The organism is Verrucomicrobiota bacterium, from assembly GCA_021413925.1.
Taxonomy (GTDB): domain Bacteria; phylum Verrucomicrobiota; class Verrucomicrobiia; order Chthoniobacterales; family UBA6821; genus UBA6821.
Window position 1 is genome coordinate 18,696 of record JAIOPL010000002.1, and the last position, 17,218, is coordinate 35,913.

At 57.5% G+C, this 17,218-nt stretch carries 13 protein-coding genes and 1 tRNA gene; 8 read left to right on the forward strand and 6 right to left on the reverse strand.

The features are described from left to right. Positions 1 to 25 precede the first annotated feature (25 nt). From pgk to K8R57_00970, 5 genes are all read left to right on the forward strand, one after another. On the forward strand, positions 26 to 1,273 hold the full coding sequence (pgk, locus tag K8R57_00950) for a phosphoglycerate kinase (GenBank protein ID MCE9586867.1): 1,248 nt from the start codon (positions 26 to 28) through the stop codon (positions 1,271 to 1,273). 14 nt (positions 1,274 to 1,287) lie between these two features. After that, entirely contained in the window at positions 1,288 to 2,064 is a 777-nt protein-coding gene (tpiA, locus tag K8R57_00955; protein MCE9586868.1) for a triose-phosphate isomerase, read from the forward strand. 112 nt (positions 2,065 to 2,176) lie between these two features. After that, positions 2,177 to 3,082 carry an ABC transporter permease gene (locus K8R57_00960; GenBank protein ID MCE9586869.1) on the forward strand — a complete coding sequence of 302 codons (906 nt, stop codon included), beginning with the start codon at positions 2,177 to 2,179 and terminating at the stop codon, positions 3,080 to 3,082. After that, positions 3,079 to 3,945: an ABC transporter permease gene (locus tag K8R57_00965; protein MCE9586870.1), complete on the forward strand. Its 867-nt coding sequence runs from the start codon at positions 3,079 to 3,081 to the stop codon at positions 3,943 to 3,945. Before K8R57_00960 ends, K8R57_00965 begins: the two co-directional genes overlap by 4 nt. A gap of 145 nt (positions 3,946 to 4,090) precedes the next feature. Continuing rightward, complete coding sequence (locus tag K8R57_00970) at positions 4,091 to 5,401, forward strand: CCA tRNA nucleotidyltransferase (GenBank protein MCE9586871.1); 1,311 nt, start codon at positions 4,091 to 4,093, stop codon at positions 5,399 to 5,401. Positions 5,402 to 5,405: 4 nt separating this feature from the next. On the opposite strand, the gene K8R57_00975 is transcribed toward K8R57_00970, so the two are convergent. The 5 genes from K8R57_00975 to speA all read right to left on the reverse strand — a co-directional run bounded on the left by K8R57_00975 (position 5,406) and on the right by speA (position 11,898). Next, positions 5,406 to 5,480, reverse strand: a tRNA-Val gene (locus K8R57_00975). A gap of 35 nt (positions 5,481 to 5,515) precedes the next feature. Next, positions 5,516 to 8,389, reverse strand: a complete 2,874-nt coding sequence (gcvP, locus tag K8R57_00980) for an aminomethyl-transferring glycine dehydrogenase (GenBank protein MCE9586872.1) — start codon at positions 8,387 to 8,389, stop codon at positions 5,516 to 5,518. Continuing rightward, positions 8,386 to 8,766 (reverse strand): glycine cleavage system protein GcvH, encoded by a 381-nt coding sequence (gene gcvH / locus K8R57_00985; GenBank protein MCE9586873.1) that lies wholly within the window; start codon positions 8,764 to 8,766, stop codon positions 8,386 to 8,388. Before gcvH ends, gcvP begins: the two co-directional genes overlap by 4 nt. Positions 8,767 to 8,809: 43 nt before the next feature. After that, positions 8,810 to 9,925: a glycine cleavage system aminomethyltransferase GcvT gene (gcvT, locus tag K8R57_00990; GenBank protein MCE9586874.1), complete on the reverse strand. Its 1,116-nt coding sequence runs from the start codon at positions 9,923 to 9,925 to the stop codon at positions 8,810 to 8,812. Between the two features lie 5 nt (positions 9,926 to 9,930). Beyond that, complete coding sequence (gene speA, locus K8R57_00995; protein MCE9586875.1) at positions 9,931 to 11,898, reverse strand: biosynthetic arginine decarboxylase; 1,968 nt, start codon at positions 11,896 to 11,898, stop codon at positions 9,931 to 9,933. Positions 11,899 to 12,043: 145 nt separating this feature from the next. Here speA and larC point away from each other — a divergent pair, with 145 nt between their 5' ends. After that, entirely contained in the window at positions 12,044 to 13,309 is a 1,266-nt protein-coding gene (gene larC / locus K8R57_01000) for a nickel pincer cofactor biosynthesis protein LarC (protein MCE9586876.1), read from the forward strand. A 109-nt stretch (positions 13,310 to 13,418) separates the two neighbouring features. On the opposite strand, the gene K8R57_01005 is transcribed toward larC, so the two are convergent. After that, positions 13,419 to 14,357: an IS110 family transposase gene (locus K8R57_01005; protein MCE9586877.1), complete on the reverse strand. Its 939-nt coding sequence runs from the start codon at positions 14,355 to 14,357 to the stop codon at positions 13,419 to 13,421. Positions 14,358 to 14,934: 577 nt separating this feature from the next. Between K8R57_01005 and K8R57_01010 the strand changes: the two genes are divergently transcribed. Further along, positions 14,935 to 15,498: a DUF1802 family protein gene (locus K8R57_01010; GenBank protein MCE9586878.1), complete on the forward strand. Its 564-nt coding sequence runs from the start codon at positions 14,935 to 14,937 to the stop codon at positions 15,496 to 15,498. 97 nt (positions 15,499 to 15,595) lie between these two features. Beyond that, positions 15,596 to 17,194, forward strand: coding sequence for a CTP synthase (locus K8R57_01015; GenBank protein ID MCE9586879.1), 1,599 nt, complete (start codon positions 15,596 to 15,598; stop codon positions 17,192 to 17,194). Positions 17,195 to 17,218 lie beyond the last annotated feature (24 nt).

Below are 17,218 nucleotides of genomic sequence, written 5' to 3' on the forward strand. Positions count from 1 at the left end.
AACCAACCTCACCTTCACTACCACTATGGCAAAGAAAACCATCAAGGACCTCAACCTCACAGACAAACGCGTCTTCATTCGCGTCGATTTCAACGTCCCGCAGGACAAGCAGACCGGAGAGATCACCAATACCCAGCGTATCACTGCGGCTCTCCCAACCATCCAGTACGCTCTCGATCAAGGTGCCTCCGTCGTGCTTGCCAGCCATCTAGGACGCCCGAACGGTGAGCAGGTTGCCAAATACACGCTCAAGCCCGTCGCCGAGAAGCTCCAGGAACTGCTAGGCAAGCCCGTGAAGTTCCTTAACAACTGCGTCGGAGCCGAAGTTGAAGCCGAATGTGCCGCGCTCAAGCCGGGTGAAGTCATTCTGCTCGAGAACGTCCGCTTCCATATCGAGGAGGAGGGCAAGGCCAAGGACGCCGAAGGAAACAGCGTGAAGGCTGATCCAGCGAAAGTGGCAGCCTTCCGTGCCAGCCTGAGCAAGCTTGCCGATGTTTACGTCAACGACGCCTTCGGCACCTCCCACCGCGCCCACTCCAGCGTTACCGGCGTCGATCTTCCCGATAAGGTCGCCGGTTTCCTTGTCGAGAAGGAGTTGGCCGCATTTGCCACCGTCCTTGAGAATCCGCAGCGTCCTCTCCTTGCAATCCTCGGCGGCGCCAAAATCGCCGACAAGATCCCGCTTATCCGAAGCCTCATCGATAAGGCGGACGACATCATCATTGGCGGCGGCATGGCCTACACCTTCCTCAAGGTTCTCAACGGTATGCAGATCGGCAACAGCCTCTATGATCCGGCCGGTGCCGAGATCGTTTCCGAACTTGTCGCCAAGGCCAAGGAAAAGGGGGTCCGCATTCACCTGCCCGTGGATTTCATCACGGGGGACAAGTTCTCCCCCGACTCCAATCTGGGATCAGCCACTGTCGAGAGCGGCATTCCCGACGGCTGGGAGGGCTTTGACTGCGGCCCGAAGACCCGCGAACTCTTTGCGAAGGTAATCGCCTCCGCGAAGACAATCGTCTGGAACGGTCCGTGTGGCGTCTTCGAGTTCGATATCTTTGCAGAGGGCACCAAGGCCATGGCTGAAGCCGTTGCGGCAGCCACGGCATCGGGCGCTGTGACCATCGTCGGAGGCGGCGACACCGCGACAGCTGCGAAGAAGTTCGGCGTCATCGACAAGGTCACCCATGCCTCCACGGGGGGCGGAGCCTCACTGGAACTCCTCGAAGGTAAAATCCTGCCGGGCGTTGCCTCCCTCAACGAGAAGGCCTAATCTTCAAATCCATCATGGCAATCCCACGCAAAAAATTCGTCGCCGGTAATTGGAAAATGAATATGACCTCCTCGGAGGTCTCCCCCTACCTTGAGGTATTTCGCCTGGAAACGGAGGGAATCGATAACGTCGACATCGCTATCATCCCTCCCTTCACGGCCCTTGCGAAGGCCTCCGAAATCCTGGGTGGCACCCAGAAGATCCGCCTCGGCGCACAGAATATGTCTCCGGAGGTCAAAGGGGCCTACACAGGCGAGATATCGGCCACCATGCTGCGCGACCTCTTCGTTCGCTATGTCCTGGTTGGCCACAGTGAGCGACGCCGTCTCTTCGGTGAGACAGACGAACTTGTACATCGCAAGGTCGTGACTGCACTTGCTTCCGAACTTCGCCCCATCCTCTGCGTCGGCGAGACCCTTGAGGAGCGCCAAGCCGGTCAGGAAAAGGCCATTCTGGAAGCCCAACTCCGCGGAGCCTTGACTGGTTTGACCACGGATCAACTCGAGGAGATTGTCATCGCCTACGAGCCCGTCTGGGCGATCGGCACAGGCCTCACAGCCACTCCGGCACAGGCCCAGGAGGCCCATCAGTTTATCCGGGACTATCTGGCAACGGTCTCAGGCCCGGAGATCGCTGCAAAAACCCGCATCCTCTATGGGGGAAGCGTCACGGCGGACAACGCTCGCGAACTCCTCTTCCAGCCCGACATCGACGGTGCGCTTGTGGGAGGGGCTAGCCTCGATCCTCGCAGCTTCGCCGAGATCGTCGCCGCAGCGGTTCCGACAGAATAAATACAGTTGTATCGCGCAGAGGCGCGGAGGCGCAGAGAGTTTTTATGGATTGAAGCCGCTTTGGCGGCTTTTCCTTCATAATTCATCATTCTGCCTTCATCCTTTCGGCATCATGATCCGCCGCATCGCCTCACTTCCCGTGGTGTTGTTCTGCGTGGTGACGATTACCTTTTTCCTGATCCGTCTCTCACCGGGAGGACCCTTTGATTCGGAACGGAAACTGCCGCCAGCAATCGAGAAGCAGCTTCTGGCGAAGTACAAGCTGGATGGTCCGATTCTGGGTCAATACACGGGCTATCTGAAAGATCTGATCCATGGCGATCTGCGCCTCTCCACCAAGTATCGCAACCGCTCGGTCAACGAGATTTTGGCCCAGACCCTTCCTGTCACGCTGACACTTGGTGCCGCAGCCCTGCTGATTGCCGTTACAACCGGTGTCTGGCTCGGAGCCTTCGCCGCCGCGCGTCCGGGAACCCTTGTGGAAGGGGGTGCACTTGCGATGACGCTGCTGGCGATTTCCCTGCCCTCCTTCGTGCTAGGCCCCCTCTTGATCCTGATCTTCGCGATCAAGCTCTCCTGGTTGCCCGTGGGTGGCTGGGGATCACCAATGCAGTTGATCCTCCCGGCGGTGACCCTCGCGATTCCCTATGCCGCCGTGATCGCCCGATTGCTACACGACAGCCTCAGGGAGACATTGGTCGAGGATTTCGTTCGCACTGCCCGGGCGAAGGGGCTCTCCGAACGTGCCGTAGTCTATCGTCATGCCCTGCGCGTGGCGATCCTGCCCGTGATCTCCTACCTCGGCCCCCTGGCAGCCAACCTGCTTACTGGTTCGATCGTCGTGGAGACGATCTTTCACATTCCCGGTGCGGGGGGCTTCTTCGTGAACTCCATCCTGAACCGCGATGGATTTCTGCTTGGAGGCGTGGTCATCGTCTATTGCGTACTTCTGGTGATCTTCAATTTACTGGTCGATCTCTCCTACCGCCTGCTGGACCGGAGGATCCAGGAATCATGATTCTCTCACTCCCCAGATCGGCAAGGCTTCCGGCGATAGTTCTCTGCGGAATGATCCTTGCGGTTCTTGTCGGTCCCTTTCTTTTCCCTCACTCCTTCGCACTGCCAGGGACGGAGACCTATGCAGCACCCAGTGCTACCCACATCTGTGGAACCGACCTAAATGGCCGTGATCTTCTCCTGCGGATACTTGAAGGGGGACGGATCTCGCTACTTGTCGGCATCTGTGGCGCTGGCATCAGTCTGATCATCGGCACCTCCTACGGCCTTATCGCAGGGTCTTCAAGCCGGGGCGTTGATAACTCCATGATGCGCTTGGTCGATATTCTCTATTCGGTTCCACGCCTGATTTTCATCCTGATCTTTATCAATGCATTCAATGAGCGTCTTCAGTTGGCTGCAAGTAACCATGGCTGGGACTGCCTGGTCGCCTCATCGCGCCTAGTCATCCTAATCCTGAGCCTAGGGATCATTGAATGGCTTACGATGGCTCGGATCGTACGGGGCCAGACCCTCACCCTGAGAGAGCGCTCTTATGTGGCCGCGGCGCGCGTTCTGGGAGAGGGCTATTGGACGATTCTCTGGAGGCACCTCCTTCCCAATCTTGCCGGCATCATCCTTGTCTATCTCACCCTAGCCATACCCTCTGTCATTATCGACGAGGCCTTCCTGAGTTTCCTAGGTCTCGGAGTCCAAGCTCCACAATCCAGCTGGGGCTCCCTGCTCGCCGAGGGTGCCTCATCCATCAATCCCCTCAAGGGAGCCTGGTGGATGATTCTCTTCCCCTCATTGGCCCTGCTGACAACACTGCTCGCACTCTATTCAATAGGCGACGCCCTCAGACGCTCCATCTCAGCTAAATAGATTTACAGGGATAAAGGAGATGAAGGGGATTCTTTAAAGATGCCGAAAATCTTCGCTCTTTTAGTCATATCCCTTTTATCCCCTTCATCCCTGTGAGTTTCTTCCCGTCTTGCCCCAAGTATTGGAAAAGAGGCACGATATTGTCATGAGTGAAGCCGCCGCACGATCCATCGTGGAGAAGCTTCGCGCCAAGGGCTTCGAGGCACTCTATGCTGGGGGCTGTGTTCGGGATCGCCTCCTCGGCTTGGAACCTCATGACTACGATGTGGCCACGAGCGCCCGACCCGAGCAAGTGGAGGCACTCTTTCCCAGGACTGTCCCCGTCGGTGCACAGTTCGGTGTGATTGTCGTGCTGGAGGCAGGGGCCGAGATCCAGGTAGCCACCTTCCGTGGAGACGGCACCTACCATGATGGCAGGCATCCCGAGAGCGTCCATTACACGGATGCCAAGGGGGATGCCAGTCGGCGCGATTTCACGATTAACGGTCTCTTCTACGATCCGATCGGCGAAGAAACCCTGGATTTTGTAGGGGGACGCGAGGATCTGAAGAAGCGCCTTATCCGGGCGATTGGGAATCCTTCCGAGCGCTTTGCCGAGGACAAGCTCCGTCTACTGAGAGCCGTGCGTTTTGCAACAACCCTAGGTTTCGCCATCGATCCCCCAACCTGGAGTGCAGTGCTGCAGTGGACCCCTGAGATTCATGCCGTCAGCGCCGAACGGATCCGTGACGAGTTCTGCAAGATCCTCCTCTCACCGAACCGGCTTCGAGGATTCGACCTGCTGGATGAAAGCGGCCTACTCAGGATGATCCTGCCCGAGATGGAGACACTGAAGGGTTGCGATCAACCGCCGGACTTCCATCCCGAGGGGGATGTCTTTGTCCATACGCGACTGATGATTTCCCTTCTACCGCCGACTGTCTCACTGCCTCTTGTGCTCTCGGTGCTCTTCCACGACTTGGGTAAACCCCCGACACGGTTTGTCGATGAGACCGGCCGCATCCGCTTCAATGGACATGAGGGCGTCAGCGCCGAGATGAGTATTCGGATCATGAAGCGGCTACGCTTCTCCAATGAGATCATCGATGACGTGATTCCGGCGGTCAGACTCCACATGAGCTTCAAGGATGTCCCGAACATGCGCGTTGCCACGCTCAAGCGCATGATGGCCCGTCCTACGTTTGACGATGAACTCGAACTCCACCGCGTCGACTGTCTGGCCAGCCACGGAATGCTCGACAACCATGCGTTACTGATTGCCAGGCGTGAGGAGTTCGCCAATCAGCCGCTTATTCCCTCACCCCTTCTCAACGGCGACGACCTGATCGGACTTGGTTGGAAACCGGGCAAGAAATTCGCGGAAATCCTCCAGGCCATTCAAACCCTTCAACTTGAGGGCACTCTCAACTCTCGAGACGAGGCGCTTGCCTGGATTTCCTCGGAATATTCCAGTTAAAAAATGGTGGGCAGTGAGGGGATCGAACCCCCGACCAACTCGGTGTAAGCGAGCCGCTCTACCGCTGAGCTAACTGCCCTTAAAAATAAATGCTGAATGGCGTCTCAGGGGGGACTAGTCCTCCTGAACCGGCAAGCAACTGCAGAAAATATTCCGATCGCCGTACACATTGTCAACACGCGAGACTGAGGGCCAGAACTTATGTTTCTTGAGCCATGCTACAGGATAAGCGGCCTGCGCGCGTGAATAGGGTCTATTCCACTCGTCGGAGGTAACGGTAAGAGCCGTGTGGGGAGCCCGCTTCAGAGGATTATCGGCCTTGTCGAGCTCACCCCGTTCGATGGCCGTGAGTTCCCCATGAATCGCTATCATGGCATCGCAGAAGCGGTCGAGTTCTTCTTTCGATTCGCTCTCGGTCGGCTCAATCATGAGGGTTCCAGCAACGGGCCAGCTCATGGTCGGTGCATGGAAGCCATAGTCGATGAGGCGCTTCGCCACATCCTCGACCTCGATACCAGCTCGGGCCTTCCACTCGCGGAGATCTAGGATGCACTCGTGGGCGACCGTGCCGTTGGCGCCCTTGTAGAGGACTGGGAAATAGGACTCGATCCGCTTGGCCATGTAGTTTGCATTCAGGATGGCAATGGCGCTGGCTGCTGCCAGTCCGTCTGGGCCCATCATGCGAAGATACATCCAGCTGATGACGCAAATGCTGGCACTGCCCCATGGCGCGGCGCTGACCTCGGAGACGGCTTGGGAACCGCCGGTCGGGATCACGGAATGTCCGGGCAGGAATGGAGAGAGATGCTTAGCCACGCCAATCGGACCCACTCCTGGACCGCCCCCTCCATGGGGGATGCAGAAGGTCTTGTGAAGGTTCAGATGACAGACATCCGCCCCGATGTCACCAGGACTGCAGAGTCCGACCTGGGCGTTCATGTTTGCTCCGTCCATGTAGACCTGACCTCCCGCCTCATGGATCATCGAACAGATCTCCTTGATCCGGGACTCGAAGACGCCGTGGGTCGAGGGATAGGTGACCATGAGGGCTGAGAGACGGTCGCGATGAATCTCTATCTTGGCGCGGAGGTCGTCCACATCGACATTCCCATCGGCATCGCAGGCGACTCCCACGATCTCCATGCCGACCATAGCGGCGCTGGCTGGATTGGTCCCATGAGCGGAAACAGGGATGAGGCAGACAATACGGTTCATATCGCCTCGTGAACGGTGATAGGCACGGATCACGAGCAGTCCGGCGTATTCTCCCTGGGAACCTGCGTTCGGCTGGAGAGAGACGGCATGGAAGCCGGTGATCTCGGCAAGCCACCGCTCAAGTTGCTCAAAGATGACTTGATAACCCTTGGCCTGTTCTATCGGGACGAAGGGGTGAAGGCCTCCTATCGTCTCCCAGGTGACAGGGAGCATCTCGGAAGTCGCGTTCAGCTTCATGGTGCATGATCCGAGTGGGATCATCGAAGTGGTGAGAGAGAGATCCTTGGCCTCGAGGCGGCGCATATAGCGGAGCATCTCGGTCTCGGTGTGGTGTGTATTGAAGACCGGATGAGTCAGATAGTCCGAGGTGCGTCGGAGAGCATCGGGAGTCTGCCAGGAGAGTGGATCATTCACCACATTGCCGGGCCCCTTGCCAAAAAGTTCGATCAACCCATCAATGGAACCGGAAGTCTCATCGAGAGAAACGGACACGGCCGTGTCGCCAAGGAACCTGAGATTGATACCGGCTTTCTCCGCGCGGGAACAGAGTGAAGAGGATTCGGCAGAGGTCATGTTTACCCGGACAGTGTCGAAGAAGGGGGCGTTGCTGACGGACCAGCCGTTCTTGGCAAGTAGTGAGGCCAGCTTGAGGGCATGGAGATGGATCTTCTCGGCGATCTCCCGAAGCCCCTTCGGACCATGGTAAACGGCAAACATGGAGGCGATGACAGCAAGCAGAACCTGGGCGGTGCAGATGTTGCTCGTGGCTTTCTCGCGGCGGATATGCTGCTCGCGGGTCTGGAGCGTGAGGCGATAGGCGGGATTGCCATCGGCATCACGGGAGACTCCAACCAAGCGGCCCGGCAGGCGGCGCTTGAACTCGTCACGGACAGCTAGGAATGCGGCATGAGGGCCTCCGTATCCCATAGGGACACCGAAGCGCTGAGAGGAACCAACGACGATGTCGGCACCGAACTCACCAGGAGGCTTCAGGAGGACCAGGGCCAGTGGATCCGAGGCGACCACGGCGAGACCGCCGGCGGCATGGATTTTCTCAATCGATGAAGTCGGGTCGATGATCGCTCCATCCGTGGCCGGATACTGGAGGATTCCACCACAGAGACCCGATGTCGGGATCTGATCTTCACTGCCGACGATCAATACGATGCCCAGCGGTTCCGTGCGGGTGCGGAGCAAGGAGATGGTCTGGGGATGGCAACTCTCCGAGACAAAGAAGGATACTCCGCCTTGAATACCCTGGGGACCCTTAAGGTCATGACACATCGCCATGGCCTCGGCGGCGGCAGTCGCCTCATCCAGCATCGAGGCATTCGCGATCGCCATGCCTGTCAGGTCGCAGACCATGGTCTGAAAATTCACCAGAGCCTCCATGCGCCCCTGCGAGATCTCAGCCTGGTAAGGCGTGTAGGCCGTGTACCAACCTGGGTTCTCCAGAATATTCCGTTGAATCACGGTGGGCAGGTTCGTGCCGTGATATCCCATCCCGATGTAGGAGGTGCGCACTTCGTTTCTGGAAGCAATCTCGCGTAGCTCAGCAAGAGCCTCTTCCTCGCTGGCAGCTGGGGGAAGATCCAGCGGCTTTGCGCTCCTGATCTCGGCGGGAACCGTCTTTGCAATCAGCTCCTCGAGAGAGGCATATCCCAGAGTCTCCAGCATTGCTCGGATTTCCCGATGGTGGGAACCGAGATGTCGGCGGGAGAAGCGCCCGCGGGAGAGAACAGAGTCTAGTTGGTCAGCCCCGATGGTACTCATTGACCGATCTGGGCTGTGTAGGCTTCGGGGGTCAGAAGAGCGTCGATCTCGGCAGGATTGGAAGCCTTTAGCTTGAAGATCCAGCCCTGACCGAAAGGATCGGTATTCAGGAGAGCGGGATTGGAAGTGAGCGCATCGTTCACCTCGGTAACGACTCCGGAGAGTGGCGAGTAGATATCGCTTGCAGCCTTCACTGACTCGACGACGGCAGCTGTCGCACCGGCCTTCACCTCGACACCAACTTTCGGAGGCTCGGCATAGACGATATCGGTCAGCTCCGCCTGGGCATGGTCGGTGATCCCGACAGAGATGATGTCATTCTCCTGACGGATCCATTCGTGAGTCTTGGCGTAGCGGAGGTCTGCTGGAACGTTCATGCGTTGGCGATTGTGTTGGCGGTTTCTATGTTACAGGGAGGGTTCAAAGAGAGGGCTTTTTGTAGAAAGGGAGCGTTGCAATGATAGCGGCGTAACGGCGACCTCGCACCTCAATTTCTAATTGCGTTCCGGGGATTCTACAGACCTCGGGAAGATAGGCCATGGCGATCCCCTCACCCAGACTCGGGGAGAGGGCGCCGCTGCAGGTTTCACCCAATGCAACTCCATCGGCCAGAACAGGATAATGGGAACGGAGCGGCGGACCCTGCACGGAAAGCTTGAGGGGTGTCAACCGAGAGGGGAGGCCCTCTGAACGCTGCTGCTCCAGAGCCTTACGCCCCGAAAAATCACCCTTCGCGGGATCATCGAGGCCAACAAAGCGATCCAGACCTGCCTCTAGCGGGGTGCGGTCACGGGAGAGATCCGAGCCATTCAGCGGATAACCCATCTCAAGCCGCAGGGTGTCTCGGGATCCAAGGCCACAAGGCTTCACTCCAGCGGCAAGAAGGCGCTCCCAAAGCGCGATGCCATGCGCCACAGGAACAAAGAGTTCAAACCCATCCTCACCGGTATATCCTGTACGGGCGACAAGTGAGGGAACGATCCCCTCGGAAGAGATAAGCGGAGCAATGCCGTTTCGCTTCGGGATGTCGCAGACAGGATAGAGTCCTCTCAGAACCTTTTCTGCATCGGGTCCCTGGAGAGCAATGGCTGCATAGTCGTTACCTTGGTCCTGCAGCACAACGGAACCGTCGGCAGGAAGATGACCATGCATCCATTCGAGATCGAGATCGCGGCAAGCACCATTGATCACCAGAAAATAAGATAACTCTCCCGTCCGGTAGATGATGAGATCATCAATAACCCCCCCCTTCTCATCAAGCATGAGGGTGTATTGACCCCGGGTGACGGCCAGCTTGCCGACGCGGTTGGTCAAGAGACTCTCCAGCCACGCCAGGGCACCGGGCCCTGAAACAATAACTTCCCCCATGTGGGAGATGTCGAACATCCCCGAGGCAGACCTGACAGCGCGGTGCTCCTCCATGATGCCGGAGTACTGGACCGGCATGTACCATCCGCCAAATTCTACCATGCGGGCGCCACAGGCAACATGGGCTGATTCGAGAGGAGAATGCTTGAGAAGGGCAGGATCGCTCATAGGGATTAATCGGAAGCTTTTGTTGCTGAGCTCATCGACCCATTGGGACGACGCGCGTTGAAATCCAAGTAGGTATAGGACTGGAACATCTTCTCGTACTCGTCGGCGAGACGCATCGCCTCGTTGGGCTTGAGACGGTCGCCCTTGAGCGCGGCATCGGCCTGGGACTTGATCTTGCGGGCCAACTCCTTGGTGTCCCACTGAGTGAGGGTCAGTACTTGGTCGATGGTATTGCCGGGAAGCACCTCCTCGATGTAGTAGCCGGCCTCCTCATCCTCATCGAGAAAGACATGCATCTCGTTCACCCGACCGAAGAGATTATGCAGATCCCCCATGATGTCCTGATAGGCTCCGGAAAGGAAAATCCCCAGATAGTAGGGCTCGCCGGGCCGGACGGCATGCACAGGCAGGGTCTCCTTCACATCCTGGAAGTCAATGAACTTGGCCATCTTGCCGTCGGAATCACAGGTGATATCGACGAGTGTGCCGCTACGCTCCGGAACCTCATCGAGACGGTGGATCGGCATGACTGGGAAAAGCTGTCCCAAGGCCCAATGATCAAGCAGGGACTGAAAGACAGAAAAGTTGCAGAGAAGCTGGTCAGCCAGAGCCACCTCGAGTTCCCTCACCTCCTCGGGCACCTGCTTCATCCCGGCATGGAGTTTCACGATCGCGGCGGCGATTTGCCAATACAGGGTATCGATCTTTGCCTTGGAGCGGAGCTCGAGCAGGCCGAGATCGAACATCGACTGCGCCTGATCCCTTATCTGCTGGGCATCGTGGAAATTTTCCAAACGACGCTTCTCATTGAGTCCGGTCAAGATCTCGAGCATGTCGGAAACCAGCTTGGGATCCTCCGGAGAGGGCGAGACTTCGGCTCCATGACTCTGCTTCTCGATGGAGCCGAACGCCTCAATGATGAGTACCGAGTGCGGCGCCACAATGAAACGACCGCTTTCGCTCACGATCACGGGATGCTCGACCTGCTCGGAGTCACAGACCTCCATGATATTGTAGACGATGTCGCGGGTGTACTCGTGGAGTGAATAGTTCCTGGAACTATCGAAGCTCGTGCGGGATCCGTCGTAGTCAACTCCGAGCCCACCACCCACGTCGAGATAGCCGAGTGCGTGGCCCATCTTCTTGAGCTTGGCATAGAAGCGGGCGGCCTCACGCGTAGCGCGGCTGATCGTCTGGATATCTGGAACCTGGGAGCCGACATGGTAATGCAGAAGCACCAGCGCGTTGGGAATGCCCTCGGCATGAAGCGTATCGCTCATCAAGACAAGATCAGCTGTGGAGAGACCGAATTTAGCATTCTCTCCACCGCTGGTGGCCCATTTGCCAGCTCCCTTGGAGAGAAGCCTGACTCGGGCGCCTATCATGGGAGTCACTCCGACCTGCTTGGCAACGGCGAGGATCTGGTGAAACTCTTCCAACTTCTCCACGACAAGAATGACTTTCTTCCCGAGCTTGATGCCGATGAGAGCCGCCCGGATGAACTCGTCGTCCTTGTAGCCGTTGCCAACCACAAGGCTCTCGGGATCAGAATGGACGGCCAGAGCGGCAATCAGCTCGGGCTTGCTGCCGGCCTCGATACCGAAATGGTAGGGCAGTCCAGCATCGACGATCTCCTCAACAACCTCGCAGAGCTGATTGACCTTAATGGGGAAAACCCCGCGGTACTGGTTCTTGTATCCGCACTCAGAAATGGCCCTGGCAAATGACTCGTTCAGCCTGCGAACTCGGTCGCGCAGCAGGTCATGGAACCTCACCAAGAGGGGAAAGCGCAGTCCGCGGTCCCCGGCTTCGGCGACGATTTCCATCAAGTCGATCTCCTCGCCCTCCTTTCTCTGAGGCCGCATGGTGACATGACCAGCATCGTTGATCCTCACATATCCCTCGGACCATCCCTCCACGTTGTAGAGAGAGGAATTCTGTGCGGTGATGGATCCGTTGGAGTCTTGAGGCATTGATGGCAAATTGAAGAATAAAAATTAAAACAAACATGCCCTGACTTGGCGACATGATGCTTCAATTTTTTTGCATTGCCGTATCCTGGAGCAGTAGATGTGAATGGATGGACGGAACCCTTCCTCCTGCCAGACTCCAACCATCATGAAACTCCTTCATATCGATGCCTTTGCCGGAATCAGCGGCGACATGTCCGTTGCTGCACTGAGAGATCTCGGGGTTCCCGAGGAGGTTTTTCAGAACGCACTGAGGGCACTGGCTGTCGAACTTCCCTCATGCCGCTTCGAACGCGGGGACAGGAACGGCATCTCCGGATGGCGCTTTCTCGTGAGTGGCCATGAAGGAGGTGGGGCGAGCAAGACCGCTCACCATCATCATGATCACGGACATTCTCATTCTCACGATGATCACGACCACCACGAGAGCCATGGCCATCACGATCACGGGCGCAATCATGCCGAGATCATCTCCATTCTGGAAAAGAGCTCCCTCGACGAGAAAGTAAAAACCCGTGCTCTTGCTGTCTTCCGAAGGATAGCTATCGCCGAAGGCGGGGTGCATGGCGTCCCTCCTGAAAACGTGAGCTTCCACGAAGTCGGCGCGGAGGATTCGATTGCGGACATCGTCTGCGCCTGCGCGGGATTCGACTATCTGACGATCGATAAGATCACCTGCGGTCCGCTGATCGAGGGCTCCGGACACATCCATTGCGCGCACGGCACATTCCCACTACCGGCACCGGCGACGCTAGCGATTCTGAAAGGTATTCCCTTCCGTCAGGTCGAGGAACCTTGGGAACACATCACTCCGACAGGGGCAGCGATCCTGGCCGAATTTTCAGGAAGCTTCGGCCCGATGTCCGAGATGACGGTGACCTCTATCGGATATGGACTTGGCTCTCGGAACACACCCACTCGTCCCAATGCCCTCCGTCTGATCTTGGGAGAATCCATTCAGTCGGATCTCTCCCATACCGATGAAGTGGTGGAACTCCGTTGCAACCTGGACGATCTGAGTCCGGAACATGCATCCAGCGCTCTTGATGCACTGCTCAGCGCGGGTGCGCTCGACGCCACCCTCACACCTACTGTCATGAAAAAAGGACGTTCGGGATGGATCTTGGAAGTCCTTTGTCATGAAGAGAAAGTGGGTGAACTCTCCGAAAGAATGCTCAGGGAAACGACGGCATTCGGTATCAGGCATCAACGCCTGGAGCGCCTCAAGCTTGAGCGCCACTTTGAGGAGGTCGATACACGTTATGGAAAAATCCAGGTCAAGATCGGCACCCTCCGAGGCGAGATCCTCCAGCGATCACCGGAGTTCTCCTCCTGTGCGGAAGCGGCAGCCCTCCATGGCGTGGCAGTTAGGGACATCCACACGGCCGCACTGCAGGCTCTCGATCATTTTTAGTTTATTCTGATGCAGTCGTCACCGGGCAAGAAAAACGCGCAGTAAGGATCTAATCCGGAACTCTGGAAGTAAACCGACTGAAGGGTCTCGCGCAGAGCAACTGTGGTTTTTAGCAAGGGGCAAGTTGTGATTTTTTGATGAGGCATTGGAGGTGGATGAGGAGCTTGCGCATGGCCGCGACGATGGCGCATTTGTAGGGTTTTCCCCTGTCTCGAAGACCTTGGACATAGGCTGAGATCACCGGGTTGCAGGAGGCTGCGGTATGGGCGGCCATATAGAGGCACTTACGCACCTTGGCTCGGCCTCCTTGGATGGATCTTCTGCCCGACATCTTGCCGCTGTCGCGGTTGAAGGGTGCAAGGCCAGCAAGGGCGACGAGTTTATTGCGATCCAGGTGGTCCATCTCGGTGAGATAGGCCAGCAGAGTCCAAGCAGTGACCTTGCCCACCCCTTTGACCGACTGCATGGTCAGGGAACGTGACTTCAGGAGGGGCGTGGAGTCCACGAGTTGGCTGATGGCCTTGTCCATCACGGCAATCTCCTTTTCGAGGATTTTCATCATGCGCTTGATGGATCGATGGATGAGAGCCTCACTGTTCTGGAGGCGGTTTTTCTCCCTAGCCATCTGCTCTACCAGATGCTCCCGCCGGTCGAGAAGGGCCGCCAACTTGAGGCTCTCCTGCGAGGGGGGATCAATGGCTTCCAAGGCTTTGCTTTTGGCAAAAGCCAGGATCATCCGGGTATCGATGGGATCGGTCTTGGCCCGAACCCCCTCGCTACGGGCAAAGTCTCGAACCCTTGCCGGGTTGAGCATTGCCTGCGGGATGGCTGACTTGCCAAGGAAGGCAGCGAGCTCTCGCTCGTAGCCCCCCGAAGCCTCATAAACCACCAGAGGCTTCTGACACCCCTTGAGGTGGACGAGAAGCTTGCGATGCCCAATGGAGTTGTTCTCCACGGTAAAGGCTTTCTTGTCGTCCTGGACTTGCAGGGTGGCTTTAGACACGTCGATGGCGACGTAATGGATGTTTGCTGTGTTCTGCGTGTTCATGGCTGTTCTCGGTCTTGTGGAGGTGAGCTCACCACGCTATTTTGCGTGCGGCTCTGTCAACTGTTTGAGATGAAGCCAAGATGCTGCAGGGGATCGCTGCTCCGCGTTGAACTCGGCTAACGCCGGTTCGAGGCGCAGATTGATCTCTCCCGCAGCTTCCCCGGCCCTCAGGCTAGAGGGTCGGGGATTCTTGGCTCTCCCAACCTTTGCCAGATCGGGAAAGTTTTCCTGCAAAATCTGCTCCCTTCGGGCCGAAGGGATTGGAAGGAAAACGGAGTTCTTCCCAAACCGGTAGCTCTGGCTTAGCGCCAGCGCCCGAGCTGTGCGACTCGGGCTGCCGCTACCTTGCCCTTCCGGGCATTTGCGAATAACTCCTTGAATCTCCATATTCCGAGACCTACAAGGCGCTGAGTCGCAGAGTTAGGGAAATAGGATTTACAGGGATGAAGGGGATAATTAATAGGGAACTCAGAGGGCAGAATTTTTAAACCAGTTCCAAAAATCTCTGCGTCCCTGCGCCTCTGCGGGAAAATCAAATTTGCTTTTGGAGTGTCGCCCTCGGGAGTATTGTAAAACCATGCCGATTGCGTTCAAAGAGTGGGCCCTTGTCTGCGAAGCTCTCGGGAGCGGTGAGCAGAGTGTCCTTCTGCGCAAGGGAGGAATCGCCGAGGGGAAGAGCGGATTCGGGTTCGATCACAATGAGTTTTATCTCTTTCCCACGTGGTTCCATGGCCAGGTGGAGAAGATCCGCAAAGCAGATGTCGCCCTTCCCGAACAGGCACCCGATCAGGTGACTGTGAGTTATGCAGCTCATCTCGAATGGAGTGGTCGCATTGCCGACAAGGAGACCGCTCATTGCCTGAGCGAGCTTCACGTGCTCGATGCCTCGGTGATCGAGGAGCGTTTTGTCTACGATACGGGTTCAGGATCCCTGGGCGGAAACGGCATCAATGTGGCCTTTGTCCGTGTCTACAGACTGGAACCTGCCACCACGCTCCCGATGCAGGCGAGTTTCGGAGGCTGCCGCTCCTGGGTGGAGCTTCCGGAGGAGGATTTCGGAACCATGGTCTCGGTCCTGAGCGACGAGGAACATGGGCGGCGCAAGGAAGTTTTCGCGCGGGTACTCGGCTTGACATTCTAGGGAAGCGATCTCTCCGAGTGGGACTCGACGGGAAATTTTGCGCCGTGCCGATGGCCGAGCTGGATTTTCCGACAGGCCTCCCTATGATCCCTAGTCCATGAAGTATATTTTCGTCACAGGTGGTGTGGTCAGTTCTCTCGGAAAGGGCCTCGCGGCCGCTTCCTTGGGTACTCTGCTGGAGCATCGCGGGCTGCGCGTGACGCTGCAGAAACTCGATCCCTACCTGAATGTCGACCCGGGCACGATGAATCCCCTCCAGCACGGCGAGGTCTATGTCCTTGCCGACGGAGCTGAAACGGATCTCGATCTCGGGCACTACGAGCGCTTCACGAAATGCGAGCTGACCCGTGATAACAACCTCACCAGCGGCCAGGTCTATGAGACGGTCCTCGCGAAGGAACGCCGCGGCGACTATCTCGGCAAGACGGTCCAGGTGATCCCCCATATCACCGACGAGATCAAAAGCCGTATTCGCAGCTTCGAGAAGACCGGCAAGGCCGACATCCTCATCACGGAAATCGGCGGCACCACCGGTGACATCGAGGGCCTTCCCTTCCTCGAGGCGATCCGTCAGTTCATCCTGCAGGTAGGTCATGAGAACGCGATCCTGATGCACGTGACCCTCGTCCCCTACATCAAGGCCGCCGGTGAGCTGAAGACCAAGCCGACCCAACAGAGCGTCGCCAAGCTGCGCGAGATCGGGCTCCAGCCCGAGGTGCTGATCTGCCGCACCGAGAAGCCGCTCGAAACGGATGTCCGCGAAAAGCTCTCCCTCTATTGCAACGTTCCTATCAGCTCGGTGATCGAGGCAAGGGATGTCGAGAACTCCATTTACGAATTCCCGCTGATGTTGCAGACGGAGGGGCTGGATGAGAAGGTCTGTCAGCTTCTCCATCTGGATACGCGACCGGCCGACATGGAGCGCTGGAAGATGGTCGTCCATTCAATCGTGAATCCGTCACGACGGGTCAAGATCGCCGTGGTCGGCAAGTATGTGGAGTTGCAGGATGCCTACAAGAGCATCTATGAGTCGCTCTGCCATGCGGGAGGTGCCAACGACTGCGGCGTCGACTTGGAGATCGTGGATGCCGAGCAGATCGAGGCTGAGGGGGCCGAAATTTTTCTGAGTGGTGTCTCTGGTATCCTTGTTCCCGGTGGCTTCGGCGACCGTGGGACCGAGGGGAAGATTGCAGCCGCCCGGTATGCCAGGGAGAACAAGATTCCTTTCCTCGGCATCTGCCTAGGCATGCAGATCGCGACGATCGAGTTTGCCAGGAATGTCTGCGGATTGGAGGGAGCTAACAGTACGGAGTTTGAACCCGCGACCCCGCATCCCGTCATTGCGCTGCTTGACGACCAGAAGGAAGTGACCGGCAAGGGTGGGTCGATGCGCCTCGGTTCCTGGCCCGCCTTGCTGAAGGCCGATTCGCTCGCTCACAAGATCTACGGGCAGCCTGAGATCGCCGAGCGTCACCGTCACCGCTACGAGTTCAACAACGCCTACCGTGAGCGCATGGAGGAGAAGGGTTTGGTCATTTCCGGCACCTCTCCGGATGGTTCACTTGTCGAGATCATCGAGTACCGCGACCACCCCTGGTTCATCGCCGTACAGTTCCACCCGGAGTTCCTCAGCAAGCCCGAGGCACCGCATCCGCTCTTCGACGAGTTTATTCGGGCCTCGCTTGCCAACGCCTGAATATTTCAACCCCCAAAAACGTTC

What these genes read in the sequence shown, in the direction of transcription:
- pgk (MCE9586867.1), top strand. Translation starts at nt 26, where the DNA reads ATGGCAAAGAAAACCATCAAGGACCTCAACCTCACAGACAAACGCGTC.
- tpiA (MCE9586868.1), top strand. Translation starts at nt 1,288, where the DNA reads ATGGCAATCCCACGCAAAAAATTCGTCGCCGGTAATTGGAAAATGAAT.
- K8R57_00960 (MCE9586869.1), top strand. Translation starts at nt 2,177, where the DNA reads ATGATCCGCCGCATCGCCTCACTTCCCGTGGTGTTGTTCTGCGTGGTG.
- K8R57_00965 (MCE9586870.1), top strand. Translation starts at nt 3,079, where the DNA reads ATGATTCTCTCACTCCCCAGATCGGCAAGGCTTCCGGCGATAGTTCTC.
- K8R57_00970 (MCE9586871.1), top strand. Translation starts at nt 4,091, where the DNA reads ATGAGTGAAGCCGCCGCACGATCCATCGTGGAGAAGCTTCGCGCCAAG.
- gcvP (MCE9586872.1), bottom strand. Translation starts at nt 8,389, where the DNA reads ATGAGTACCATCGGGGCTGACCAACTAGACTCTGTTCTCTCCCGCGGG.
- gcvH (MCE9586873.1), bottom strand. Translation starts at nt 8,766, where the DNA reads ATGAACGTTCCAGCAGACCTCCGCTACGCCAAGACTCACGAATGGATC.
- gcvT (MCE9586874.1), bottom strand. Translation starts at nt 9,925, where the DNA reads ATGAGCGATCCTGCCCTTCTCAAGCATTCTCCTCTCGAATCAGCCCAT.
- speA (MCE9586875.1), bottom strand. Translation starts at nt 11,898, where the DNA reads ATGCCTCAAGACTCCAACGGATCCATCACCGCACAGAATTCCTCTCTC.
- larC (MCE9586876.1), top strand. Translation starts at nt 12,044, where the DNA reads ATGAAACTCCTTCATATCGATGCCTTTGCCGGAATCAGCGGCGACATG.
- K8R57_01005 (MCE9586877.1), bottom strand. Translation starts at nt 14,357, where the DNA reads ATGAACACGCAGAACACAGCAAACATCCATTACGTCGCCATCGACGTG.
- K8R57_01010 (MCE9586878.1), top strand. Translation starts at nt 14,935, where the DNA reads ATGCCGATTGCGTTCAAAGAGTGGGCCCTTGTCTGCGAAGCTCTCGGG.
- K8R57_01015 (MCE9586879.1), top strand. Translation starts at nt 15,596, where the DNA reads ATGAAGTATATTTTCGTCACAGGTGGTGTGGTCAGTTCTCTCGGAAAG.